17 protein-coding genes are annotated in these 18,351 nt (G+C 69.3%); 7 read left to right on the top strand and 10 right to left on the bottom strand.

Features of this window, described 5'->3' with window-relative positions:
* Positions 1 to 151: 151 nt before the first annotated feature.
* Genes meaB through ON29_RS13340 form a run of 3 tightly spaced genes read right to left on the bottom strand, consistent with a single transcriptional unit; the run spans position 152 to position 5,327 of the window.
* Positions 152 to 1,195, bottom strand: coding sequence for a methylmalonyl Co-A mutase-associated GTPase MeaB (gene meaB, locus ON29_RS13350; protein ID WP_051175163.1), 1,044 nt, complete (start codon positions 1,193 to 1,195; stop codon positions 152 to 154).
* The gene (scpA, locus tag ON29_RS13345; RefSeq protein WP_040866566.1) at positions 1,192 to 3,471 is read right to left on the bottom strand and encodes a methylmalonyl-CoA mutase; all 2,280 of its coding nucleotides are present in this window, start codon (positions 3,469 to 3,471) and stop codon (positions 1,192 to 1,194) included. Before scpA ends, meaB begins: the two co-directional genes overlap by 4 nt.
* Positions 3,471 to 5,327, bottom strand: coding sequence for a methylmalonyl-CoA mutase family protein (locus tag ON29_RS13340; protein WP_040866565.1), 1,857 nt, complete (start codon positions 5,325 to 5,327; stop codon positions 3,471 to 3,473). Before ON29_RS13340 ends, scpA begins: the two co-directional genes overlap by 1 nt.
* 180 nt (positions 5,328 to 5,507) lie before the next feature.
* Between ON29_RS13340 and ON29_RS13335 the strand changes: the two genes are divergently transcribed.
* On the top strand, positions 5,508 to 6,194 hold the full coding sequence (locus ON29_RS13335) for a TVP38/TMEM64 family protein (RefSeq protein ID WP_083863451.1): 687 nt from the start codon (positions 5,508 to 5,510) through the stop codon (positions 6,192 to 6,194).
* 8 nt (positions 6,195 to 6,202) lie between these two features.
* Here the strand turns inward: ON29_RS13335 and ON29_RS13330 are convergent, their stop codons facing one another.
* The 3 genes from ON29_RS13330 to ON29_RS13320 all read right to left on the bottom strand — a co-directional run bounded on the left by ON29_RS13330 (position 6,203) and on the right by ON29_RS13320 (position 8,721).
* A complete protein-coding gene (locus tag ON29_RS13330) occupies positions 6,203 to 7,105 on the bottom strand; it encodes a S1C family serine protease (protein WP_174371819.1) in 903 nt (300 codons plus the stop codon).
* A gap of 157 nt (positions 7,106 to 7,262) precedes the next feature.
* Positions 7,263 to 7,631 (bottom strand): nuclear transport factor 2 family protein, encoded by a 369-nt coding sequence (locus tag ON29_RS13325; protein ID WP_040866564.1) that lies wholly within the window; start codon positions 7,629 to 7,631, stop codon positions 7,263 to 7,265.
* A gap of 151 nt (positions 7,632 to 7,782) precedes the next feature.
* Positions 7,783 to 8,721, bottom strand: a complete 939-nt coding sequence (locus ON29_RS13320; RefSeq protein WP_083863449.1) for a CorA family divalent cation transporter — start codon at positions 8,719 to 8,721, stop codon at positions 7,783 to 7,785.
* A 607-nt stretch (positions 8,722 to 9,328) separates the two neighbouring features.
* Between ON29_RS13320 and ON29_RS37755 the strand changes: the two genes are divergently transcribed.
* From ON29_RS37755 to ON29_RS13300, 5 genes are all read left to right on the top strand, one after another.
* Positions 9,329 to 10,084 (top strand): ArsR family transcriptional regulator, encoded by a 756-nt coding sequence (locus ON29_RS37755; protein WP_373283874.1) that lies wholly within the window; start codon positions 9,329 to 9,331, stop codon positions 10,082 to 10,084.
* A gap of 70 nt (positions 10,085 to 10,154) precedes the next feature.
* Complete coding sequence (locus ON29_RS13315; RefSeq protein WP_040866562.1) at positions 10,155 to 11,462, top strand: hypothetical protein; 1,308 nt, start codon at positions 10,155 to 10,157, stop codon at positions 11,460 to 11,462.
* Between the two features lie 72 nt (positions 11,463 to 11,534).
* Positions 11,535 to 11,984: a helix-turn-helix transcriptional regulator gene (locus ON29_RS13310; RefSeq protein WP_040866561.1), complete on the top strand. Its 450-nt coding sequence runs from the start codon at positions 11,535 to 11,537 to the stop codon at positions 11,982 to 11,984.
* 5 nt (positions 11,985 to 11,989) lie between these two features.
* Positions 11,990 to 12,400 (top strand): VOC family protein, encoded by a 411-nt coding sequence (locus ON29_RS13305; RefSeq protein ID WP_040866560.1) that lies wholly within the window; start codon positions 11,990 to 11,992, stop codon positions 12,398 to 12,400.
* Positions 12,401 to 12,695: 295 nt separating this feature from the next.
* Positions 12,696 to 15,089, top strand: a complete 2,394-nt coding sequence (locus ON29_RS13300; RefSeq protein WP_040866559.1) for an ATP-binding cassette domain-containing protein — start codon at positions 12,696 to 12,698, stop codon at positions 15,087 to 15,089.
* Here the strand turns inward: ON29_RS13300 and ON29_RS13295 are convergent.
* Positions 15,074 to 15,754 (bottom strand): TetR/AcrR family transcriptional regulator, encoded by a 681-nt coding sequence (locus ON29_RS13295; RefSeq protein ID WP_063825309.1) that lies wholly within the window; start codon positions 15,752 to 15,754, stop codon positions 15,074 to 15,076. The two genes, ON29_RS13300 and ON29_RS13295, sit on opposite strands and share 16 nt — an antisense overlap.
* A gap of 95 nt (positions 15,755 to 15,849) precedes the next feature.
* On the opposite strand from ON29_RS13295, the gene ON29_RS13290 reads away from it, so the two are divergent.
* The gene (locus ON29_RS13290) at positions 15,850 to 16,767 is read left to right on the top strand and encodes an SDR family oxidoreductase (protein ID WP_040866558.1); all 918 of its coding nucleotides are present in this window, start codon (positions 15,850 to 15,852) and stop codon (positions 16,765 to 16,767) included.
* A gap of 150 nt (positions 16,768 to 16,917) precedes the next feature.
* Here the strand turns inward: ON29_RS13290 and ON29_RS13285 are convergent, their stop codons facing one another.
* Genes ON29_RS13285 through ON29_RS13275 form a run of 3 tightly spaced genes read right to left on the bottom strand, consistent with a single transcriptional unit; the run spans position 16,918 to position 18,198 of the window.
* Positions 16,918 to 17,403 (bottom strand): SRPBCC family protein, encoded by a 486-nt coding sequence (locus ON29_RS13285; protein ID WP_245548939.1) that lies wholly within the window; start codon positions 17,401 to 17,403, stop codon positions 16,918 to 16,920.
* A 4-nt stretch (positions 17,404 to 17,407) separates the two neighbouring features.
* Positions 17,408 to 17,749, bottom strand: coding sequence for an ArsR/SmtB family transcription factor (locus ON29_RS13280; RefSeq protein ID WP_040866557.1), 342 nt, complete (start codon positions 17,747 to 17,749; stop codon positions 17,408 to 17,410).
* Entirely contained in the window at positions 17,746 to 18,198 is a 453-nt protein-coding gene (locus tag ON29_RS13275; protein ID WP_040866556.1) for an SRPBCC family protein, read from the bottom strand. The genes ON29_RS13280 and ON29_RS13275 overlap by 4 nt, the downstream gene beginning before the upstream one ends.
* Positions 18,199 to 18,351: the final 153 nt, after the last annotated feature.

The following is an 18,351-nucleotide window of genomic DNA, read 5'->3' as shown; positions in this document are numbered from 1 at the left end:
CCCGCACCATCGGCGAGGTCGGCCGGATCCCGGAATCTCCGAGTGTCCGGCGCGCGAACGGTCGCGCGGGCGCAGATGGCCCCCGCAGTTTCCGCAACGACCCGGCCGCCATCGCGATGCCGCACGACGCGGCGTTCGCGCCTACGGCAGGTCAGCGTCCGTCGAACGCGCGCAGCAGTTCCTCGGCGGCGAGTGCGGCGGTCAAGGTGCCGTCGCGGACCTGTTTTTCCACCTGCGTACGAATGGCTTTCACCTCCGGGTTGTCCGCGAGCCTGCGCAGCAACTGGTCGTGCACCATGGTCCAGGTCCAGTCGACCTGCTGGCGACGCCGCTTCTCGGCGAACTCCCCGGCGTCGGTGAGCACACGACGGTGTTCGAGCACCGTCTCCCAGAACCGGTCCAGACCGACGCCTTCCAATCCGCTCATGGTCAGCACCGGCGGCCGCCACAGCGCATCGTGCGGATGGATCAGGCGCAGCGCACCCGCCAGTTCCCGCGCGGCGGCCTTGGCCTCGACCTGATGTTTGCCGTCGGCCTTGTTCACCGCGACCAGATCGGCGAGTTCGAGCACACCCTTCTTGATGCCTTGCAGCTGATCGCCGGTCCGGGCCAGGGTCAGGAAGCAGAAGACGTCGACCATGTTCGCGACCGTGACCTCCGACTGACCCACCCCGACGGTCTCGACCAGGATCACGTCGTAGCCCGCCGCCTCGAGCAGCGCGATGGTCTCCCGCGTCGCCTTGGCGACGCCGCCGAGCGTGCCCGCGGTGGGTGAAGGCCGGATGTAGGCGTCGCGTTCCACCGACAATCGCGCCATCCTGGTCTTGTCGCCGAGGATGGAGCCACCGGTCCGGGTCGAGGACGGGTCGACCGCGAGCACCGCGACCCGGTGGCCCTGCCCGATCAGGTACATGCCGAGCGCGTCGATGAAGGTCGACTTTCCGACGCCCGGAACGCCCGTGATACCCACGCGGTTGGAGGGCGCGCCCCCGGCACCCGCCTCCGGCGAAACCTTCAGCAGCAGTTGCTGCGCCAGCGCCCGGTGATCGGCCCTGGTGGACTCCACCAACGTGATCGCCCGCGCCAGGGCGGCCCGCTCGTTGGCGCGGACCGCCGCGGCCAGGGCGTCGACGTCGATCGTGCGGCGCGCGGCCGCCTTCGGGGTGGCGCGCGCCGCGGAACCGGCTTCGCTCATTCCGTCGCGGCGGAATCCGTGGCGCCGCTGCCGAGTGCGTGACCGAGTTCGGCGCCGAGCTTCTTCAGCAGGTCGATCGCCGCGTCCGCGATCACCGTGCCGGGCGGGAAGATCGCCGCGGCGCCCGCCTGGTAGAGCTCCTCGAAGTCACCGGGCGGGATCACGCCGCCGACGATGACCATGATGTCGGGGCGTCCGACATCGGCCAGTGCCTGCCGCAGGGCGGGCACCAGCGTCAGGTGACCCGCCGCCAGCGACGACACCCCGACGACGTGCACGTCGTTGTCGGCCGCCTGCTGCGCCACCTCTTCCGGAGTCTGGAACAGCGGGCCCACGTCGACGTCGAAGCCGAGGTCGGCGAAGGCCGTGGCGATCACCTTCTGGCCCCGGTCGTGGCCGTCCTGGCCCATCTTCGCGACGAGGATACGGGGCCTGCGGCCCTCGGCCTCGGCGAATTCCTCGACCAGCTCGCTCGCCTCGGTGATGTTGGTGACCTTTCCTGCCTCGTCGCGGTACACGCCGGAGAGCGTACGGATTTCGGCCTGGTGCCGTCCGTACACCTGCTCCAGCGCATCGGAGATCTCGCCGACGGTGGCCTTGGCCCTTGCCGCGTCGATCGCCAGCGCGAGCAGGTTGTTCGCCATGCCACCCTCGGAGGAGGCTGCGGCACGGCTCAATTCGGCCAGCGCCCGCCGCACGGCGTCGGGATCGCGCTCGGCCCGCAGCCGCCGCAGCTTCTCGATCTGCTCGGCGCGCACCCGCGAGTTCTCGACCTTGAGGACCTCGACCTGCTGATCCTCTTCGACCTGGTACTTGTTGACGCCGATCACCGGCTGCTGGCCGGTGTCGATGCGCGCCTGGGTCCGCGCGGCGGCTTCCTCGATGCGCAGCTTCGGGATGCCCTCGCCGATCGCCTGCGCCATGCCGCCGTGCGCCTCCACCTCCGCGATATGCGCGCGGGCGCGGTTGGCCAGCTGGTGGGTGAGCCACTCGACGTAGTACGAACCGCCCCACGGGTCGATCGGGCGGGTGGTATTGGACTCCTGCTGGATCAACAGCTGGGTGTTGCGGGCGATGCGGGCGGAGAAGTCCGTCGGCAGCGCCAGCGCCTCGTCGAGCGCGTTGGTGTGCAGCGACTGGGTGTGCCCCTGGGTGGCGGCCATCGCCTCGATGCAGGTGCGCGCGACGTTGTTGTAGGCGTCCTGCGCGGTGAGCGACCAGCCGGAGGTCTGCGAATGGGTACGCAGCGACAGCGATTTCGCGCTCTTCGGGTTGAACTTCGCGACCAGCTCGCTCCACAGCAGGCGCCCGGCGCGCAGCTTGGCGACCTCCATGAAGAAGTTCATGCCGATGGCCCAGAAGAACGACAGGCGCGGCGCGAACTTGTCGACCTCCATGCCCGCGTCGATGCCCGCGCGGATGTACTCGACACCGTCGGCGAGGGTGTAGGCCAGCTCCAGGTCGGCGGTCGCGCCCGCCTCCTGGATGTGGTAGCCGGAGATGGAGATCGAGTTGAACTTCGGCATCTTCGCGCTGGTGTAGGCGAAGATGTCGGAGATGATCCGCATCGAGGGCTTGGGCGGGTAGATGTAGGTGTTGCGGACCATGAACTCCTTCAGAATGTCGTTCTGAATGGTTCCGGCCAGCTGCTCGGGCGCGACACCCTGCTCCTCGGCGGCGACGACGTACAGCGCCAGGATCGGCAGCACGGCGCCGTTCATCGTCATCGAGACGCTGACCTGGTCCAGCGGGATGTGGTCGAACAGCTGGCGCATGTCCAGGATCGAGTCGATCGCGACGCCCGCCATGCCGACGTCACCTTGCACGCGCGGGTGATCGGAGTCGTAGCCGCGGTGGGTCGCCAGGTCGAACGCGACCGACAGGCCTTTCTGGCCCGCCTGCAGATTGCGCCGGTAGAAGGCGTTCGAATCCGCGGCGGTGGAGAAGCCCGCGTACTGGCGGATGGTCCACGGCTGGTTGACGTACATCGTCGGGTACGGCCCGCGCACGAACGGCGCGACACCGGGCACGCTGTCGAGTGGATACCCTTCGGCGGCAACGGCGTCCCGGTCGGCCTTGGTGAACACCGGCGGCACATCGATGCCTTCGGGCGTCGACCACACCAGTTGCTCGGGTGCGTACCGGTTGGCCGCCGCTGCCGCGCGCACGTACTCGGTCACCTGCGCCGCGTCCACCGCGGCGGGCTCCGGCGCGCGCTCGGCCAGCGGCACCTCGGCGAAACTGCCGATCACATGCTTGATCTCACGAGTAGTCATCAGGCTCCCACCTTCTCCAGCAGGCCGGACAGCGCGGCTACGGCGTCGATGCGCGCGGCGAGGAATCCGTCCGGGCGCCGCGCGTCGTCGAGGTCGGCGACGGCCTTCGCCGAACCCGCCAGCAGCACCGTTCCCACGCCGGCGGCACGCAATTGCTCCACCGCCGCACCGGCTTCGGATCCGTAGCGGGCATCCGACCCGCACAGGACCGCGATCGGCGCCCCGGCTTCGGTGGCCGCGGCGGCGATGCCGTCCACCGCGAGCGGTCCGGGGTTGATCGACTCGATACCGCCGGAGGCCAGCAGGTTCGCGATGAAGGTGACCCGCACGTTGTGCTCCGCCACCGAACCGAGCGGCACCAGCAGCGCTTTCGGCCGCGCGCCGTGTTCGGCGAGGTAGGCGTCGGAGCGGTCGCGCAACTGCTCGAACGCGGCGCCGTAGCGAGCGACCCGGCCCTCCTGCCGCGCCGCCTCGGACAACGGCTGTTCGGCCAGGTTCGGGAATTCGTTCACGCCGGTGACGGCGGTCTTGCGGTGCGCGACATCGGTGTCGCGGGCGTGCTTCGTCGCGGCGACGCGCTCGGCGAGCATGCCCGACTCCAGCGCGGCGAGGTAGCCACCGGCCGCCTCGATCTCCTGGAGGAACTCCCACGCCTTCGCCGCCAGCGCGGCGGTGAGGTCCTCGACGTACCAGGAGCCCGCACCCGGGTCGAGCACGTGGCCGAGATTCGATTCCTCGAGCAGCAGCAACTGGGTGTTGCGAGCCATCCGATCGGCGAACGACTTCGAGACGCCCAGCTCACCGGGCGGCAGGGCGGAGTCGAACGGCAGCACGGTCACCGTGTCGGCCCCGCCGATGCCCGCGCCGAACGCGGCGAGGGTGGTGCGCAGCATGTTCACCCAGGGATCGCGCCGGCTCATCATGGCGGCCGAGGTGACCGCGTGTTGCGGCGCGCCGCCGAAATCCGGTGCGCCGCAGACCTGCGCGACCCGCGCCCAGAGCTGCCTGGCGGCACGGAGCTTCGCGATGGTGGCGAACTGATCGTCGGTGGCCGCGAACCGGAACTCCAACTGTTCCAGCGCGGCGGCGATGTCGACGCTCTCGGTCAGCGCGCGGAGATAGGCCAGGCCCGCGGCGACGGCCGCGCCCAGTTCCTGCGCGTCGGAGGCGCCCGCGTCGTGGAAGACGGTGCCGTCCACGGTGATCGCGCGAACCGTTTCCGGGCGTTCGGCGGCCCGTCCGGCCAGCGCGACGGCCTCGGCGAGACCGGTATCGGGAAGGTCGGCGAAGCGGCTGGTCAAGGGTGCGGCGCCGAGGGAGACGCGGATGTCATCGCGCGCGGGCGCGGCGTAGCCGTCGAGCACCGCGAACACCTGGTCCGCCGCGTCCGCGACGTCGCCGCCCGCGTCCATCGTGAGGGGCGCCAATTCGAACAGCAGGCCGTTCAGCGCGGTCGGCAGCTCCGCCACCGGCACGCCACGCTCGCCCACGCCGAGCCAGATCGCGCTGATCCCGTTCTCCAGCGCGGCCAGGATCTCCCGGTTGGCCGCCGCGGCGTCGCGCTGGGCGAACTGCGCGCTGACGAACCAGCCACGGTGTACATCCCGGGTGGCGTCGCGGCCGCGAACGAAGGGGAAAGTTCCCGGCAGGGGCTGCTCGGGCAACTCGTCGCGCCGGGTGTAGAGCGGGGCGACGGTCAGCCCGTCGTAGGTGGTCTCGTCGAGCAGCCGCTCGGGCTCCTCGGGAAGTTCGCCGACATCGACGCGGCGAGCCTTGGCCAGCACCCCGGCGACGCCCTTGCGCCACGCGGCGTATTCGGGCACCGGATCAGCCCCGGAATCTGAAGCAATCGGCATAGCTTGCTGTTCCTCTTCCTCAACACGGGCGCACCGGCAGTGTGCGCCCGATACCCTCACATTCGCCCAGCTCAGCGACTACTTCGGTTAACGGGCATTCGTCCCGCTCCTCTGATGCTAGCGGGCGGATTCCCAGCCGGTTGACCCTGCCCGCCACTACCAACCGGTAACCTGTCGCGGATGACCAGGCTGCTCCGGGACCCGCGTATCGTCGCGCTGATCGTCGGCGCGGTGGCGTTATTCGGCGCGGCTCTGCTGGTTCCGCTGCCGTCGCCCCGCCAGGTGCAGGACTGGGCGACGTCCGTCGGCCCCGTCTTCCCGCTGCTGTTCTTCCTGGTCCACGCCCTGGTGACGGTGGCGCCGATCCCACGCACCGTCTTCACCGTGAGCGCCGGACTGCTGTTCGGCCCGCTGCTGGGCATCACGCTGGCGGTGGGGGCGACGACCGTCAGCGCGGTACTGGCGATCCTGCTCGTGCGCGCGCTCGATCACGATCAGGTGGCCGCCCGGCTCACCCACCCCGCGGTGCGCGCGATCGATGAACGTCTCGCACGCCGGGGCTGGCTGGCGGTGGGCTCGCTGCGGCTCATCGCGGCGGTGCCGTTCTCGGTGATCAACTATTGCTGTGGGTTGTCGTCGATCCGGTTCTGGCCCTACCTGATCGCCACGGTGCTCGGCGTACTGCCCGGCACCATCGGGACCGTCATCCTCGGTGACGCGCTCACCGGGACGACCCATCCGGCGATGCTGGCGCTGTCCGGCGTCTGCCTCGCCGTCGGCCTGGGCGGTTTGGTCGTCGACGCGCGATGGAAGACAGAGTCACCTGCGCCGACCGCAGCCGCCGAGCCGGTCCCGGCCGCCGACTAGGCCCGCGCTCAGTCCGCCGCCAATTCCACCGGGACCGCGATCACGTCCACCATGGCCCCGTTGCGCAGCACGGTGACGGGCATTTGCACACCGATCGCCTCGGCGAACAGCTGTCGCTGTATGCCCTGGGCGTCACGCACTTCCGACCGTGCCACGCTCAGCACCAGATCACCGCGGCGCAGCCCGGCCTGTTCGGCGGGGCCGCCGCGGACCACCTCGACGATGCGCACCCCGGCGGCCTGCCCGGTGCGCGCGGCGACCGGCTCGGGCAGCGGCGCGGGCACGCCGACCAAGCCGAGGTAGGCGCGCCGGACGCGTCCCTCGGCGTGCAGCGTGCCGATGATCCGGCGCGTCGTCGCGTTGATCGGGATGGCCAGGCCGAGCCCGATGCCCGCGACCGCGGTATTGATGCCGACCACCCGGCCCGCCGAATCCGACAGGGCGCCACCGGAATTACCGGGGTTCAGCGCGGCGTCGGTCTGGATCACGTCCTCGATCACCCGCCCGGCGCGGCGAGACGCCACCGGAACCGCGCGCCCGAGCGCGCTCACCACGCCCGCCGTCACCGAACCCGCCAGGCCGAGCGGGCTGCCGACCGCCACCACCAGCTGACCGACCACCAATCGGTCGCTGTCCCCGAGCGGCACCGCGCCCGGCGCACCATCGCGAGCGCGCAGCACGGCCAGATCCGACAGCGGATCCACCCCGACCACTTCGAACCGGGATTCCACTCCGTCGGCGAAGACCACCTCTCCCCCGCTCGCCACGCCGATGACGTGCGCATTCGTCAGCAGGAATCCGTCGTCGGTGAAGACCACCGCCGATCCGCTCCCCCGCCTGGTCCGCACACTGGCCACGTGCGGGGTCACCGACGCCGCCACCGCGATCACGGTGCGGGAGTAGGCATCCATCGCGGCGTTGTCCACGCCGACCACCACCCTGTTTGCCGGAACTGCACTCCTGACGTCCAGGATGCCCCCGTGGCGTGGACGACGCACCGTGTTCGCCGCAGGCGCAAACCGGACTGCGGCCTGCCGGGCGTGTCGCGGAATGCGCCGCGACCGGAGGCTACGCCGAGGGCACCCGGTCGAGGAAGCCGTGCACACTCGTGATCCGGCCGTCGGCGCCGAGGGTGATCACGTCCGAGCCCGCGACCGGGGCGCTGCCATCGGCCGCCGAGACCAGCTCCCAGGAGAAGCGGGCGATGTCGTGGTGGCCGTCGACCTCGCCCACACGGCGGAACTCGAAGCCGGGGAACTGTGCCTGCGCTCCTCCGATGGCCGCCGCCAGCTGGGCGTGCCCGCTCACCTCCGCGAGCGGATCGGTGTATGCGCCGTCCTCGGCCCAAGCGGCCGCGACCGCCGCGGCCCTGGCTTCCTCGTCGGTGGCATTCCACGCGGCGAAGTACCGATCGACCGCTTCGTCGTAGCGCGACATGATGAATCCTCCTGTGCGGTAATGGTTTACAGTCACCGACCCGAGGTTCTCCGATCGGCTGACACCAACCTTGCCGTGCCGCGCGCCCCGCGTCGATTACGCGCGAGGTAATAGTCGCCGGAAACGAAGCGGTCGCCACGCGGGCGAGGGTTCAGCGCAGTAGGCCCTTCTTCCTCAGGTACGCCAAGGGGATCACCGCGGCCATCAGCGCCAGCAGTGTGGTGACCAAAAGACCCAGCTGCCAGGAGATTTCGGAGATGCCGGTGAGATCCATGCCGTAGCAGCCCGCGATCAGCGCGGGCGGCAGGAAAGCCGCGGTGGCGACGGTGCACGCCCTGACGACCTCGTTCTGACGCGCGCCCAGCCCGTTCGTCACGGATTGCTGGAGGTAGCGGGCCTTGTCGGATTCGACGCCCGCGTGCTCCTTCACCCCGTCGATGTCGGCGAGCAGGAGGCCGACGGAATCGTTCAGCTTCCCGTGGCCGGACCCGGCGTCGGCCATCAGGTGGCGGGCGGTGCGGGCCAGTTGCAGCTGTGTCTCGCGGGTGCGCGCGACGATGCGCGCGGTCGCGTCCAGCCGTGACATGGCCTCGCGCAGGTCGGCGATGTCGGTGCCGCTTCGATCATGGCGTTCGAGCGCTTGCTCGATCTCCTCGTGCATCGCCTCCAGCGCGTCACCGGCGTGCTGGAGCACCCGTTCCGACGCCTCGTTCAGCGCCCACAGCAGCGCGTACATCACCCCGTGCGCGGAGCCGGCGAGTTCCGGGCTGCGGCGCATCTTCGCGACCGCCTTGTCGAAGGGGACGAAATGCTCGGACGGCTGGAGCGTCACGAGGAATTCACCGCCCAAGGCGAAGACGATCGTCGCGTGTTCGATCGTCTCGCCGCGCTGGTAGCAGGCGACCACCGGGAAATAGAGGAAGTTGTCGGACTCCCAGACCTGCCTGCGGGCGACGGTGAAGTCGATCCCCAGCCGTTCCCGGAGCACGGCAGCGGTGTCGGCGTCGTCGGCGGCGAGTGGAATCCAGTGCTGCTGGAGCACTTCGGTGTCGAAGTGGTCGGCGGTCACGGCGCTGAGAAAGGTCGTCATCGACTACCGCTGCCCGGGGAAGGAGCGCAGAAGCGAAGCCGCCTGCCGCGGACGCTCCGGTTTCCGTGACCGAGAAGATTTTTCGACTTTCTCGAGCAATGTGGCCATAGCGGGGACTCCAATACTTACTATCGTGCGGGGCTGGCACGCCCCTCCGGGACAGAGGACGCGCGCACGGGGCCGGCAGAGTCGAGCCACGACGAAACCGGTCGCGCCGTGGACGAAGGACCAGCGCATCGGCCGGACGCGCACGCGCCGCCGTCACGCGTCGAAGAGCTGACGAAGGTGTAATTCGATGCCGCGTCGAACGATCGGGACGCCGTTGCCCGGCCGCCGATCGCGTACAGATCAACGACGCGGCGGCGCGACCCGTTTCTCGAGGGCGGCCCGGCTGTAGACGTCGATACTGTCAACCGGCATCTGCCGCTCACCTCGCTTCGTTGGTCGACCGGCGCACGAATTGCGCCATCAATCATTAGAAACCCGCCGATCGGGGTACGTCAATCAGTTGCGCAAGTATTCGACAACGCGCCACCCGGTGGAAATCTAACGGCCCGGATGACGTCCAGGACAGCGGTTTTCGGTCCTGCGGCGCACCGGCCGGTCGGTGGCGACCGTGCGGTTGCACAGCCGGACACGGCCGTGTCACCCTCCCGACGTCGGCAGCCTCGCCGCCGCCATCGGCCACTCCGTACCCGCCGTGAGCCAGCATCTGGCCGAACTCGAACTCGCCGGACTGGTCCGCCTGGCCTTCCGCCACCACCGCGCGCATCACGACCGACCCGGCGTCACTCCGCCACGTCCACCCCGTAGTGGCGAGCCTCAACGTGGCCGGGGACCCGAATGTTGCACGCACCGCTCGGCGAGCGCCTCCGATGTCCGACGCAATCCGGATCGCGCAGCACCGATGAGTCTCGACGCCGCGCGACACGTGTCGATTCATCCAGCCGGGTCCTGCTCCGCAACGAATCCGTTGTGCGCGGAGCCCCGACCACGTTCTGGCCGACATCGTGGACGAGGTCTACTTGCCGCCGATCCGGCGACGCGATCCGGCGACACCGGCGGACGCCACTCGTCCACCGGCGCGTTGCTGAAGTGGTCGCCCGTCCAGCTCGAATCCTCGACATCGGGCCGGTTCGGGGCGACTGACACCCGTGCCGCGGTTTCCGCGCAGCTGGCGGCAGGTTCGCCGTTCGCGCAGGACAGCGAACCGACGAGTAGCTTTTCGCCCGCTTCCGGCGCCCCGTCGCGGGCGCCCCCACCGAACCCGCCAGTAGGGTTGACCACGACGTTGCCAGGACTAATGCTCTTGTTTGGCCGAACAGCTCGAAACCGGACATTCGAACGATCCTCATCGTCGTAGCGCCGAGTTGTGGCGGCGACGACGCCGGTGCGGACCTGCTCCGGTGTCCAGAACTCGAGGGGAGATTCGCGTGACCTACCGCCTGACCGATATCGATTGCGTGAGTGCGCGGGGGCACTCCGCGCTAGGGGGAACCCTGGCGATACAGGCGGTCTGGCGTTACGACCGTCCGGTCGACACGGCGGCGCTGGAGCGTTTCCACGAGGCACTGCGGCACGGCAGGCTGGCGAGAGCGGTCGGGCCCGCGATGATCCCGGCCGCCGGGGACCGGTGGACCACCCGCACCGAGTTCAGCCCGCTCGAGGTCACGGAAGCGCCCATCCCCCCGGGCGATCTGGAAGCCTGGATCGCCGAGCAGGGGCATGCCGAGTTGCGCACCTTCGGCGGACCCGCATGGCGGCTGGCGGCGACCCACCTCGACGACGGGGGCAGCGCGGTGTCGCTGCTGGTCTCGCACACGCTCGCGGACGGCCAGGCCTTCTGCGCGGCGGTCGCGGACGCGGTCGCGGACAAGCGGCTCGATCTGGCGTACCGCAGCGACGAATTCGGCCGGATGCGTCTGCTGGCCGACGATCTTCGCGATGCCGCGCGGCGCGCCCGGTCGTTGCCGTCGGCTGCCGTTCTGGCGTTGCGGTTGGCCGTGACCGGGCGGGGCGGCAAGACCGGACCTACCGACGAGGACGCGCGGGACTTCCGCCTGCCGACGGTCACCGCGACGGTCCCGGCGCAGCTCTGGCATGCGGCGGCACGCAACCGGGGCGGCACCGGCACCACCTTGGCGGTGGCGATGATGGCGTCCATCGCCACCGCGATCGGCCGCACCGACGACGAGGGCCGGGTGCGCATGATGATGCCGGTCAGCACCCGCACCGCCGACGATCTCCGCGCGAACGCGCTGACCTCCATCGCCTTCGAGGTGGATACGCGCGACGGCGAACCGGCCGACCTCGCCCCGCTGCGCGCGGTGATGAAGGAACAGCTCAGCGCGGCCACGGCCGGCGGACCGGATGTCCCGCCGCTGGTCCCGGTCGCGGTGGCGCTGCCGCGCGGCCGCTACGCGGTGCTGGCGCGGCAAGCCGCCACCGACGCCATCTCGACGGTGTGTTCCAGTCTCGGCAAGCTCGACTCCGAGATCCTCCGCATCGACGGCCGTCCGGCCTCGGCGATGATGATCGGCCTGGTCAATCAGAGCCTGAACTCGCCGACCGTGGTGACCGAACGCGGCGGCAATCTGTACGTCGCGCTGGTCGAAACCGGGGAAGCGATCACGCTGCGCGTCATGGGTTTCCACCCGCCCACGCTCCTGGACGCCGAGCAACTCAGCGAGCTGGTGCGGGCCGCGCTCGCCGAGTACGAGCTCTCGGCGACCTTCTGGTAGCGACGGGGGTGACCTGCCGGTTCAGCGGCTCCACGCGGTCGTTTGTCACCGCGATGTGGCACGATCTGGTGAGTGACCAGCAGACCCGCCGCGACGCAGCACCTGCACGATCTCGCGCGACTGCGCCGCGTTCGCGACCGCATCGACCGCGAGTACGCGCAGCCGCTGGACGTGGAGGCGCTCGCGCGCGACGCGCACATATCGGCCGGGCACCTCAGCCGCCAGTTCCGGCTCGCCTACGGCGAGTCGCCGTACGCCTATCTGATGACGCGGCGCATCGAACGCGCGATGTCGCTGCTGCGCCGGGGCGACCTCAGCGTCACCGAGGTCTGTTTCGCGGTCGGCTGTTCGTCGCTGGGCACCTTCAGTACGCGCTTCACCGAGCTGGTCGGCGTGCCGCCCAGCGTCTACCGGCGCGACGCCGCGCGCACGACGGCGGGGATTCCGTCGTGTGTGGCGAAACAGGTGACCAGACCGATCAGGAATCGAGAAGCACCGGTTACCGAGCCGCAATTAGCCTGACTGCCATGGACATCACCATTCACGCGAGCTTCCTGCCGCACGACGATCCGGACGCGGCCCTCGCCTTCTACCGTGACCTTCTCGGCTTCGAGGTGCGCAACGACGTCGGATACGAAGGGATGCGTTGGCTCACGGTCGGCCCCGTCGACCAGCCGGGCACGTCCATCGTTCTGCACCCGCCGGGCGCCGACCCGGGCATCACCGATGACGAGCGCCGCACCATCACCGAGATGATGGCCAAGGGCACCTATGGCGGCATCCTTCTGGCTACCAAAGATCTCGACGGCGCTTTCGAGCGGCTGGTGGCCGGGGACGCGGAGATCGTCCAGGAGCCGACCGAGCAGCCGTACGGGGTCCGCGACTGCGCCGTCCGCGATCCCGCGGGCAACCTGATCCGCATCCAGCAACTGCGCTGAGCCGCGCGGCCGCGCCCCGCGCGATGGCCACCGTCACACCGAGCAGCACGTCATCCGACGAACGCGTCCGCGTGCCTGCGACTCGGTGGGCGGTGCGCCGGCATCGGAGCCGCCACCCACGACAGCCGCCTCACGACCGGTTCGCCCCGGAGACGGCCGCGACCCGTCGCTGGTCCGGCGTCTCGGACCGGGCGCATCGACAAACACTCAGACGGAGCGGTCCACCTGGTTGAATCGAGCCAGGCGACGCCGACCCCGGGCCGCGCAGGCGGCCCCGCCGACAAAGGGAGACACGATGAGCACGGCCACGACGACGGACACGCGGTCGCCCGCGCCGCACGCTGCCGACAGCCACGATCTGATCCGCGTGCACGGCGCGCGCGAGAACAACTTGAAGGATGTCAGCATCGAGATCCCGAAGCGGCGGCTGACGGTGTTCACCGGCGTCTCCGGCTCGGGCAAGAGCTCCCTGGTGTTCAGCACCATCGCCGCGGAGTCGCAGCGGCTGATCAACGAGACCTACAGCGCCTTCGTCCAGGGCTTCATGCCGACGCTGGCACGGCCCGATGTCGACGTGCTCGAAGGGCTGACCACCGCGATCATCGTCGACCAGCAACGCATGGGTTCGGACCCGCGCTCCACGGTCGGCACCGCCACCGATGCCAACGCCATGCTGCGCATCCTGTTCAGCCGGCTCGGAAAGCCGCACATCGGCTCACCGCAGGCGTACTCCTTCAACGTCGCCTCGATCAGCGGAGCGGGTGCGGTCACGACCGAGCGCGCCGGGAAGACCGTGAAGGAGCGCCGCAGCTTCAGCATCACCGGCGGCATGTGCCCACGGTGCGAAGGCAGGGGCTCGGTGTCCGATATCGACCTCACGCAACTCTACGACGATTCCAAGTCGCTCACCGAGGGCGCGTTCACCATTCCGGGCTGGAAGTCGGACAGCTTCTGGACGGTGCGGGTCTACGCGGAGTCGGGCTTCGTCGACCCGGACAAGCCGATCCGCGAGTACACCAAGAAGGAGATGCAGGACTTCCTGTACAAAGAGCCGACCAAGGTGAAGGTCGAGGGCGTCAACCTCACCTACGAGGGGCTGATCCCCAAGATCCAGAAAACGTTCCTGGCCAAGGACCGGGAGGCGATGCAGCCGCACATCCGCGCCTTCGTGGACCGGGCGGTCACCTTCACCACCTGTCCCGAGTGCGACGGCACCCGGCTGAGCGAGGCGGCTCGATCATCGAAGATCAAGGGGATCAGCATCGCCGACGCTTGCGCGATGCAGATCAGCGACCTGGCCGAATGGGTCGGCGGCCTGGACGAGCCGTCGGTGGCGCCGCTGCTGGCCGCGCTGCGGCACACCCTCGACTCGTTCGTGGAGATCGGGCTGGGCTACCTCTCGCTCGACCGGCCATCGGGCACGCTGTCGGGCGGTGAGGCCCAGCGCACCAAGATGATTCGCCACCTCGGCTCCTCGCTTACCGACGTCACCTACGTCTTCGACGAGCCGACCATCGGCCTGCACCCCCACGACATCCAGCGGATGAACGATCTACTGCTGCGGCTGCGCGACAAGGGCAACACGGTGCTCGTCGTGGAGCACAAGCCGGAGGCGATCGCGATCGCCGATCACGTCGTCGACCTCGGCCCCGGCGCCGGTGCGGCGGGCGGCACCGTCTGCTTCGAGGGCAGCATCGAAGGGCTGCGGGCCAGCGGAACGGTCACCGGCCGCCATTTCGACGACCGGGCGTCCCTCAAGGAGACGGTGCGCGAACCCACGGGCGCGTTGGAGATCCGCGGCGCGAAGGCGAACAACCTGCGTGACGTCGACGTCGACATTCCGCTGGGAGTGCTGGTCGCCGTCACCGGTGTGGCCGGGTCCGGCAAGAGCTCGCTGCTGCACGGGTCCATTCCCGCGGGCGAGGGCGTGGTGTCGGTGGACCAGGCGCCCATCCGCGGCTCGCGGCGCAGCAACCCGGCGACCTACACCGGACTGCTAGACCCGATCCGCAAGGCGTTCGCGAAGGCCAACGGCGTGAAGCCTGCGCTGTTCAGCGCGAACTCCGAGGGAGCCTGCCCCACCTGCAACGGCGCGGGCGTCGTCTACACCGACCTGGCGATGATGGCCGGTGTCGCCATCCCCTGCGAGGAGTGCGAGGGCAAGCGCTACCAGGCGTCGGTGCTGGAATATCACCTCGGCGGCCGCGACATCAGCGAGGTGCTCGCCATGTCGGTGCTCGAGGCCCAGGAGTTCTTCGGCGACGGTGCGGCGCGCACGCCGGCCGCGCACGCCATCCTCGGCAGGCTCGCCGACGTCGGGCTGGGCTACCTCAGCCTCGGCCAGCCGCTCACCACGCTGTCCGGCGGCGAGCGGCAGCGGCTCAAGCTGGCCACCCACATGGCCGACAAGGGCGGCGTCTACATCCTCGACGAGCCGACCACCGGCCTGCACCTGGCCGATGTCGAGCAGCTGCTGAGCCTGCTCGACCGGCTCGTCGACTCCGGCAAGTCGGTCATCGTCATCGAACATCACCAGGCGGTCATGGCGCATGCCGACTGGATCGTCGACCTCGGCCCGGGCGCCGGGCACGACGGCGGCCGGGTCGTCTTCGAGGGCACTCCCGCCGACCTCGTCGCCGCCCGCTCCACCCTGACCGGCAAGCATCTCGCGGACTACATCGGCGCCTGATCGAGGCCGTCGTTGCCACCGAGCGATTCGGTGGCCACCGGCTGCTGCGCTGCGACGATTGCTGCCTGGCGAAGGTGGTCCGACATCGTGGCGGCTCCGGCATCGCCGTTCACCACGGCCGTCAACTCGCCGAACGACTCCCGTACCAGGCGCGGCAGTTCTTTCGTGTTCGCGTCGTCGTGCCAGCGCCGGAACGCCACCCGGAATACGGCGATGCCGGTCTCCCCGGCCAGGTTCGCCGCGGGCTCGGCGACACCGCGCTCACACAGCGCGCCCGTTATCGCCGCCGCCAACGAGGCGAGTTTGATGAGTTCGCGCTCGCGCAACTCGGCATTCGCGTCGATGACGGCTTGCCGCTGCCGGGAGAATTCCCGCCGCTCCTGTAACACCGCGCCGATGGCTTCCACGGCCGCCGCGGTCGCTTGGATCGGCGCGGCCGACTCCGGCGATTCCGCGACGGCGCGAATCAACACATCGTGCAGCGCCGTTCCACCGGGGAACAACACCTCCCGCTTGTCGGCGAAGTGCCGAAAGAACGTGCGCTCGGTCAGCCCGGCCCGCTTGGCGATCTCGGCCACGGTGGTCTGCTCGAACCCCTGTTCGGCGTAGAGCTCGAGCGCCGCCGCCTCCAATCTGCCGCGCCCGTTCGGCTCCCATCGACCCATGTCCGAATTCTAGGTCATGACAGTTGCTGACATCGTTGCTACGCTGATGTCAGTGACTGACATCAGTCGGTCGGCATCCGCACAAAGGACTTCTCATGCGCGTTTTTGTCACCGGAGCCTCCGGGTGGATCGGCTCTGCCGTGGTTCCCGAACTGATCACCGCAGGTCACCAGGTCCTCGGGCTCGCTCGCTCCGACACCTCGGCCGCCGCGCTCGCCGCCGCCGGAGCGCAGGTGCGGCGTGGCTCGCTCGATGACCTCGAGGTGCTGCGCAACGCCGCGGCCGGTTCCGACGGCGTGATCCATCTGGCCTTCAAACACGACATCGCGTTCTCCGGAGACTTCGCGGGCGCGGCCGCAGCGGATCGCCGTGCGGTGGAGACGATCGCCGCGGCGCTCGACGGTTCGGATCGACCGTTCGCCATCGCCTCCGGCGTCATCGGGCAGGCCGCCGGCCCTGTACTGACCGAGGAGGACGGATTCGGCCCGGAGCCGGGGACGACACCCGAGGGCCCGATGCTCCGGCTCGCCACCGCGGAATCGACGCTCGCGCTGGCCGACCGCGGGATCCGTTCCAGCGTAATGCGATTCGCCCCGACGGTGTACGGCGAAGGCGACAACGGGTTCATGGCGGGGCTGGTCACCATCGCCCGCGAAACGGGCGTGGCAGGGTACATCGGCGATGGGTCCAATCGGTGGCCCGCGGTACACCGGCTCGACGCGGCCAGACTGGCGCGGCTGGCACTGGAACACGCCCCGGCGAGATCGATCCTGCACGCCGTGGCCGACGAGGGCGTCGCGACGCGAGACATCGCCGCGGCGATCGGGCGCAACCTCGGCGTGCCGGTCGCCTCGGTCTCACCCCGGGATGCGGGCGCGCACTTCGGCTGGTTGGCCGCTTTCTACGCTATGGACCGCCCCACCTCGAGCGCGCTGACCCGGCAGCGGCTCGGGTGGCAGCCGACCCAGCCCGGGCTCATCGACGACCTCGACAAAGGCCACTACTTCCAGTAGCCGTAGTACTGCGACGGCGACCACGCCACTGAGCCGAGGCCGAGCGTGCGCGCGGTCAGGGCGAGGACGCCGTCACCGATTGAAGTGCGCCGGTAAAGGCGTTGTCGCGATTCCCGCGCCGCGCGAGAAGCTCGGGTTCCCCCGGAAACGTCAGTTCCAGTTGTCGATCTTGACGTCGTAGGGCTCCGGCGCGCCTTTCCCGGTTTCGATCAGCGACTTCAGACTCAGCAGAAAGACCGCCCACTTGGTGCTGCAGTGGTGCATGGATTCCACCGGTTCCTTCCAGCCCTGATGCTTGAACAGAACGATGGCGTAGTCCTCGGCCTGAGCGAGATCCCAGTGCAACTGCGTGCCGACCCAGTCCTCGGGTCCATCGATCACTTCCCACCGCACGCGCCTGCCCGGATCGAGTTCGGTGACCCTCATGTCGAATCCCCCTGCGCCGAAGCGAAATTCGAGCACACCACCGACGTCACTGCCTTTGCCTCTGGTGTCGGTCGTCCACCAGCCTGCCAACCCTTCGGTGGTGGTCAAGGCCGCGTAAACGTCGGCCACCGAGGATTTGATTCCTACCCTGTGCAGGATGTCCACCATTTCGTCCACTTCTTTCCGATGTCGATTGTCGTTGACTTCCACGAACTCACTGCTGGTCTTGACTGCGCTGAATCGCCTCGGCGATCCGCTTGATACGACGCAGCCTGGCGTCCCACGCCGCCCCCACCGAGGACAACTGCGCGACCGCGCGGGCGAGCTGCGCCTCGTCCACCCGGTACCGCCGCTCCCGCCCGGCGGATGTGGCGTGCACCAAGCCGACGCGGTCGAGCACGCCGAGATGTTTCGCGACCGCCTGCCGCGTGACGGGCAGTTGCTCACTGAGACTGGTTGCGGTGCCGCCGCCCTCCGCGAGCAGCAGGTCGAGCATCCGCCGACGGGTCGGATCTCCGACCGCGGACCACAGGTCGTCGTCGACGGCGGCGGTCACCGGGTGGCCATCAGTCGGGCGATGTACTCCCCCAGCCGCGGAATATAGGTGTCCCAGCCCACGGTGTGCTCGCGGTACTGCTCCGCCGACTTCGCGGCCTCCCAGCCCATCTCCCGGAATCCGGTCTCGATGAGCCGGATCGTGGTACCCGCGCCCGAGGGAGCGAGCTCGAAGGTGACCAGCAGTGACCCGGCGGAGTCGTCGACCTCGCGGTCGGGGTAGCACCAGCGGAACGAGAACACCCGAGGCGGATCGGCGTTCACCACGGTGATCGGAGCGACCTGCGCCCGGTCACCCCAGACGAGTTCACCGACCGCGCCGGAGGCCACCTCGAATTCGGCATCGTCGGTCCACCACTGCGAGATGTGCTCCGGCCTGCTGACCACCTCGAAGACCACCTCGGGCGAGGCGTCGACGTAGATCTCCCGTTCGATGCTGCCGTACTCCATACTTGCCACCCTTTCGCCATGCGCAACATTTGGTTGCACATCACGCTAACCCGACTTCGCCTGTCACGCAACCATTGGTTGCATATTGTCCGAGATGTGCACCGGCGGACGCTTGAATGCGACGTATGCGACATTTACAGTAATTTCGTCGCA

The sequence above is a fragment of the Nocardia exalbida NBRC 100660 genome (genome assembly GCF_000308575.1).
In the GTDB taxonomy this organism is placed as follows: domain Bacteria; phylum Actinomycetota; class Actinomycetes; order Mycobacteriales; family Mycobacteriaceae; genus Nocardia; species Nocardia exalbida.
Note: the sequence above shows the minus strand (reverse complement) of the source record. Positions and strands in the feature narration are given on the sequence as shown.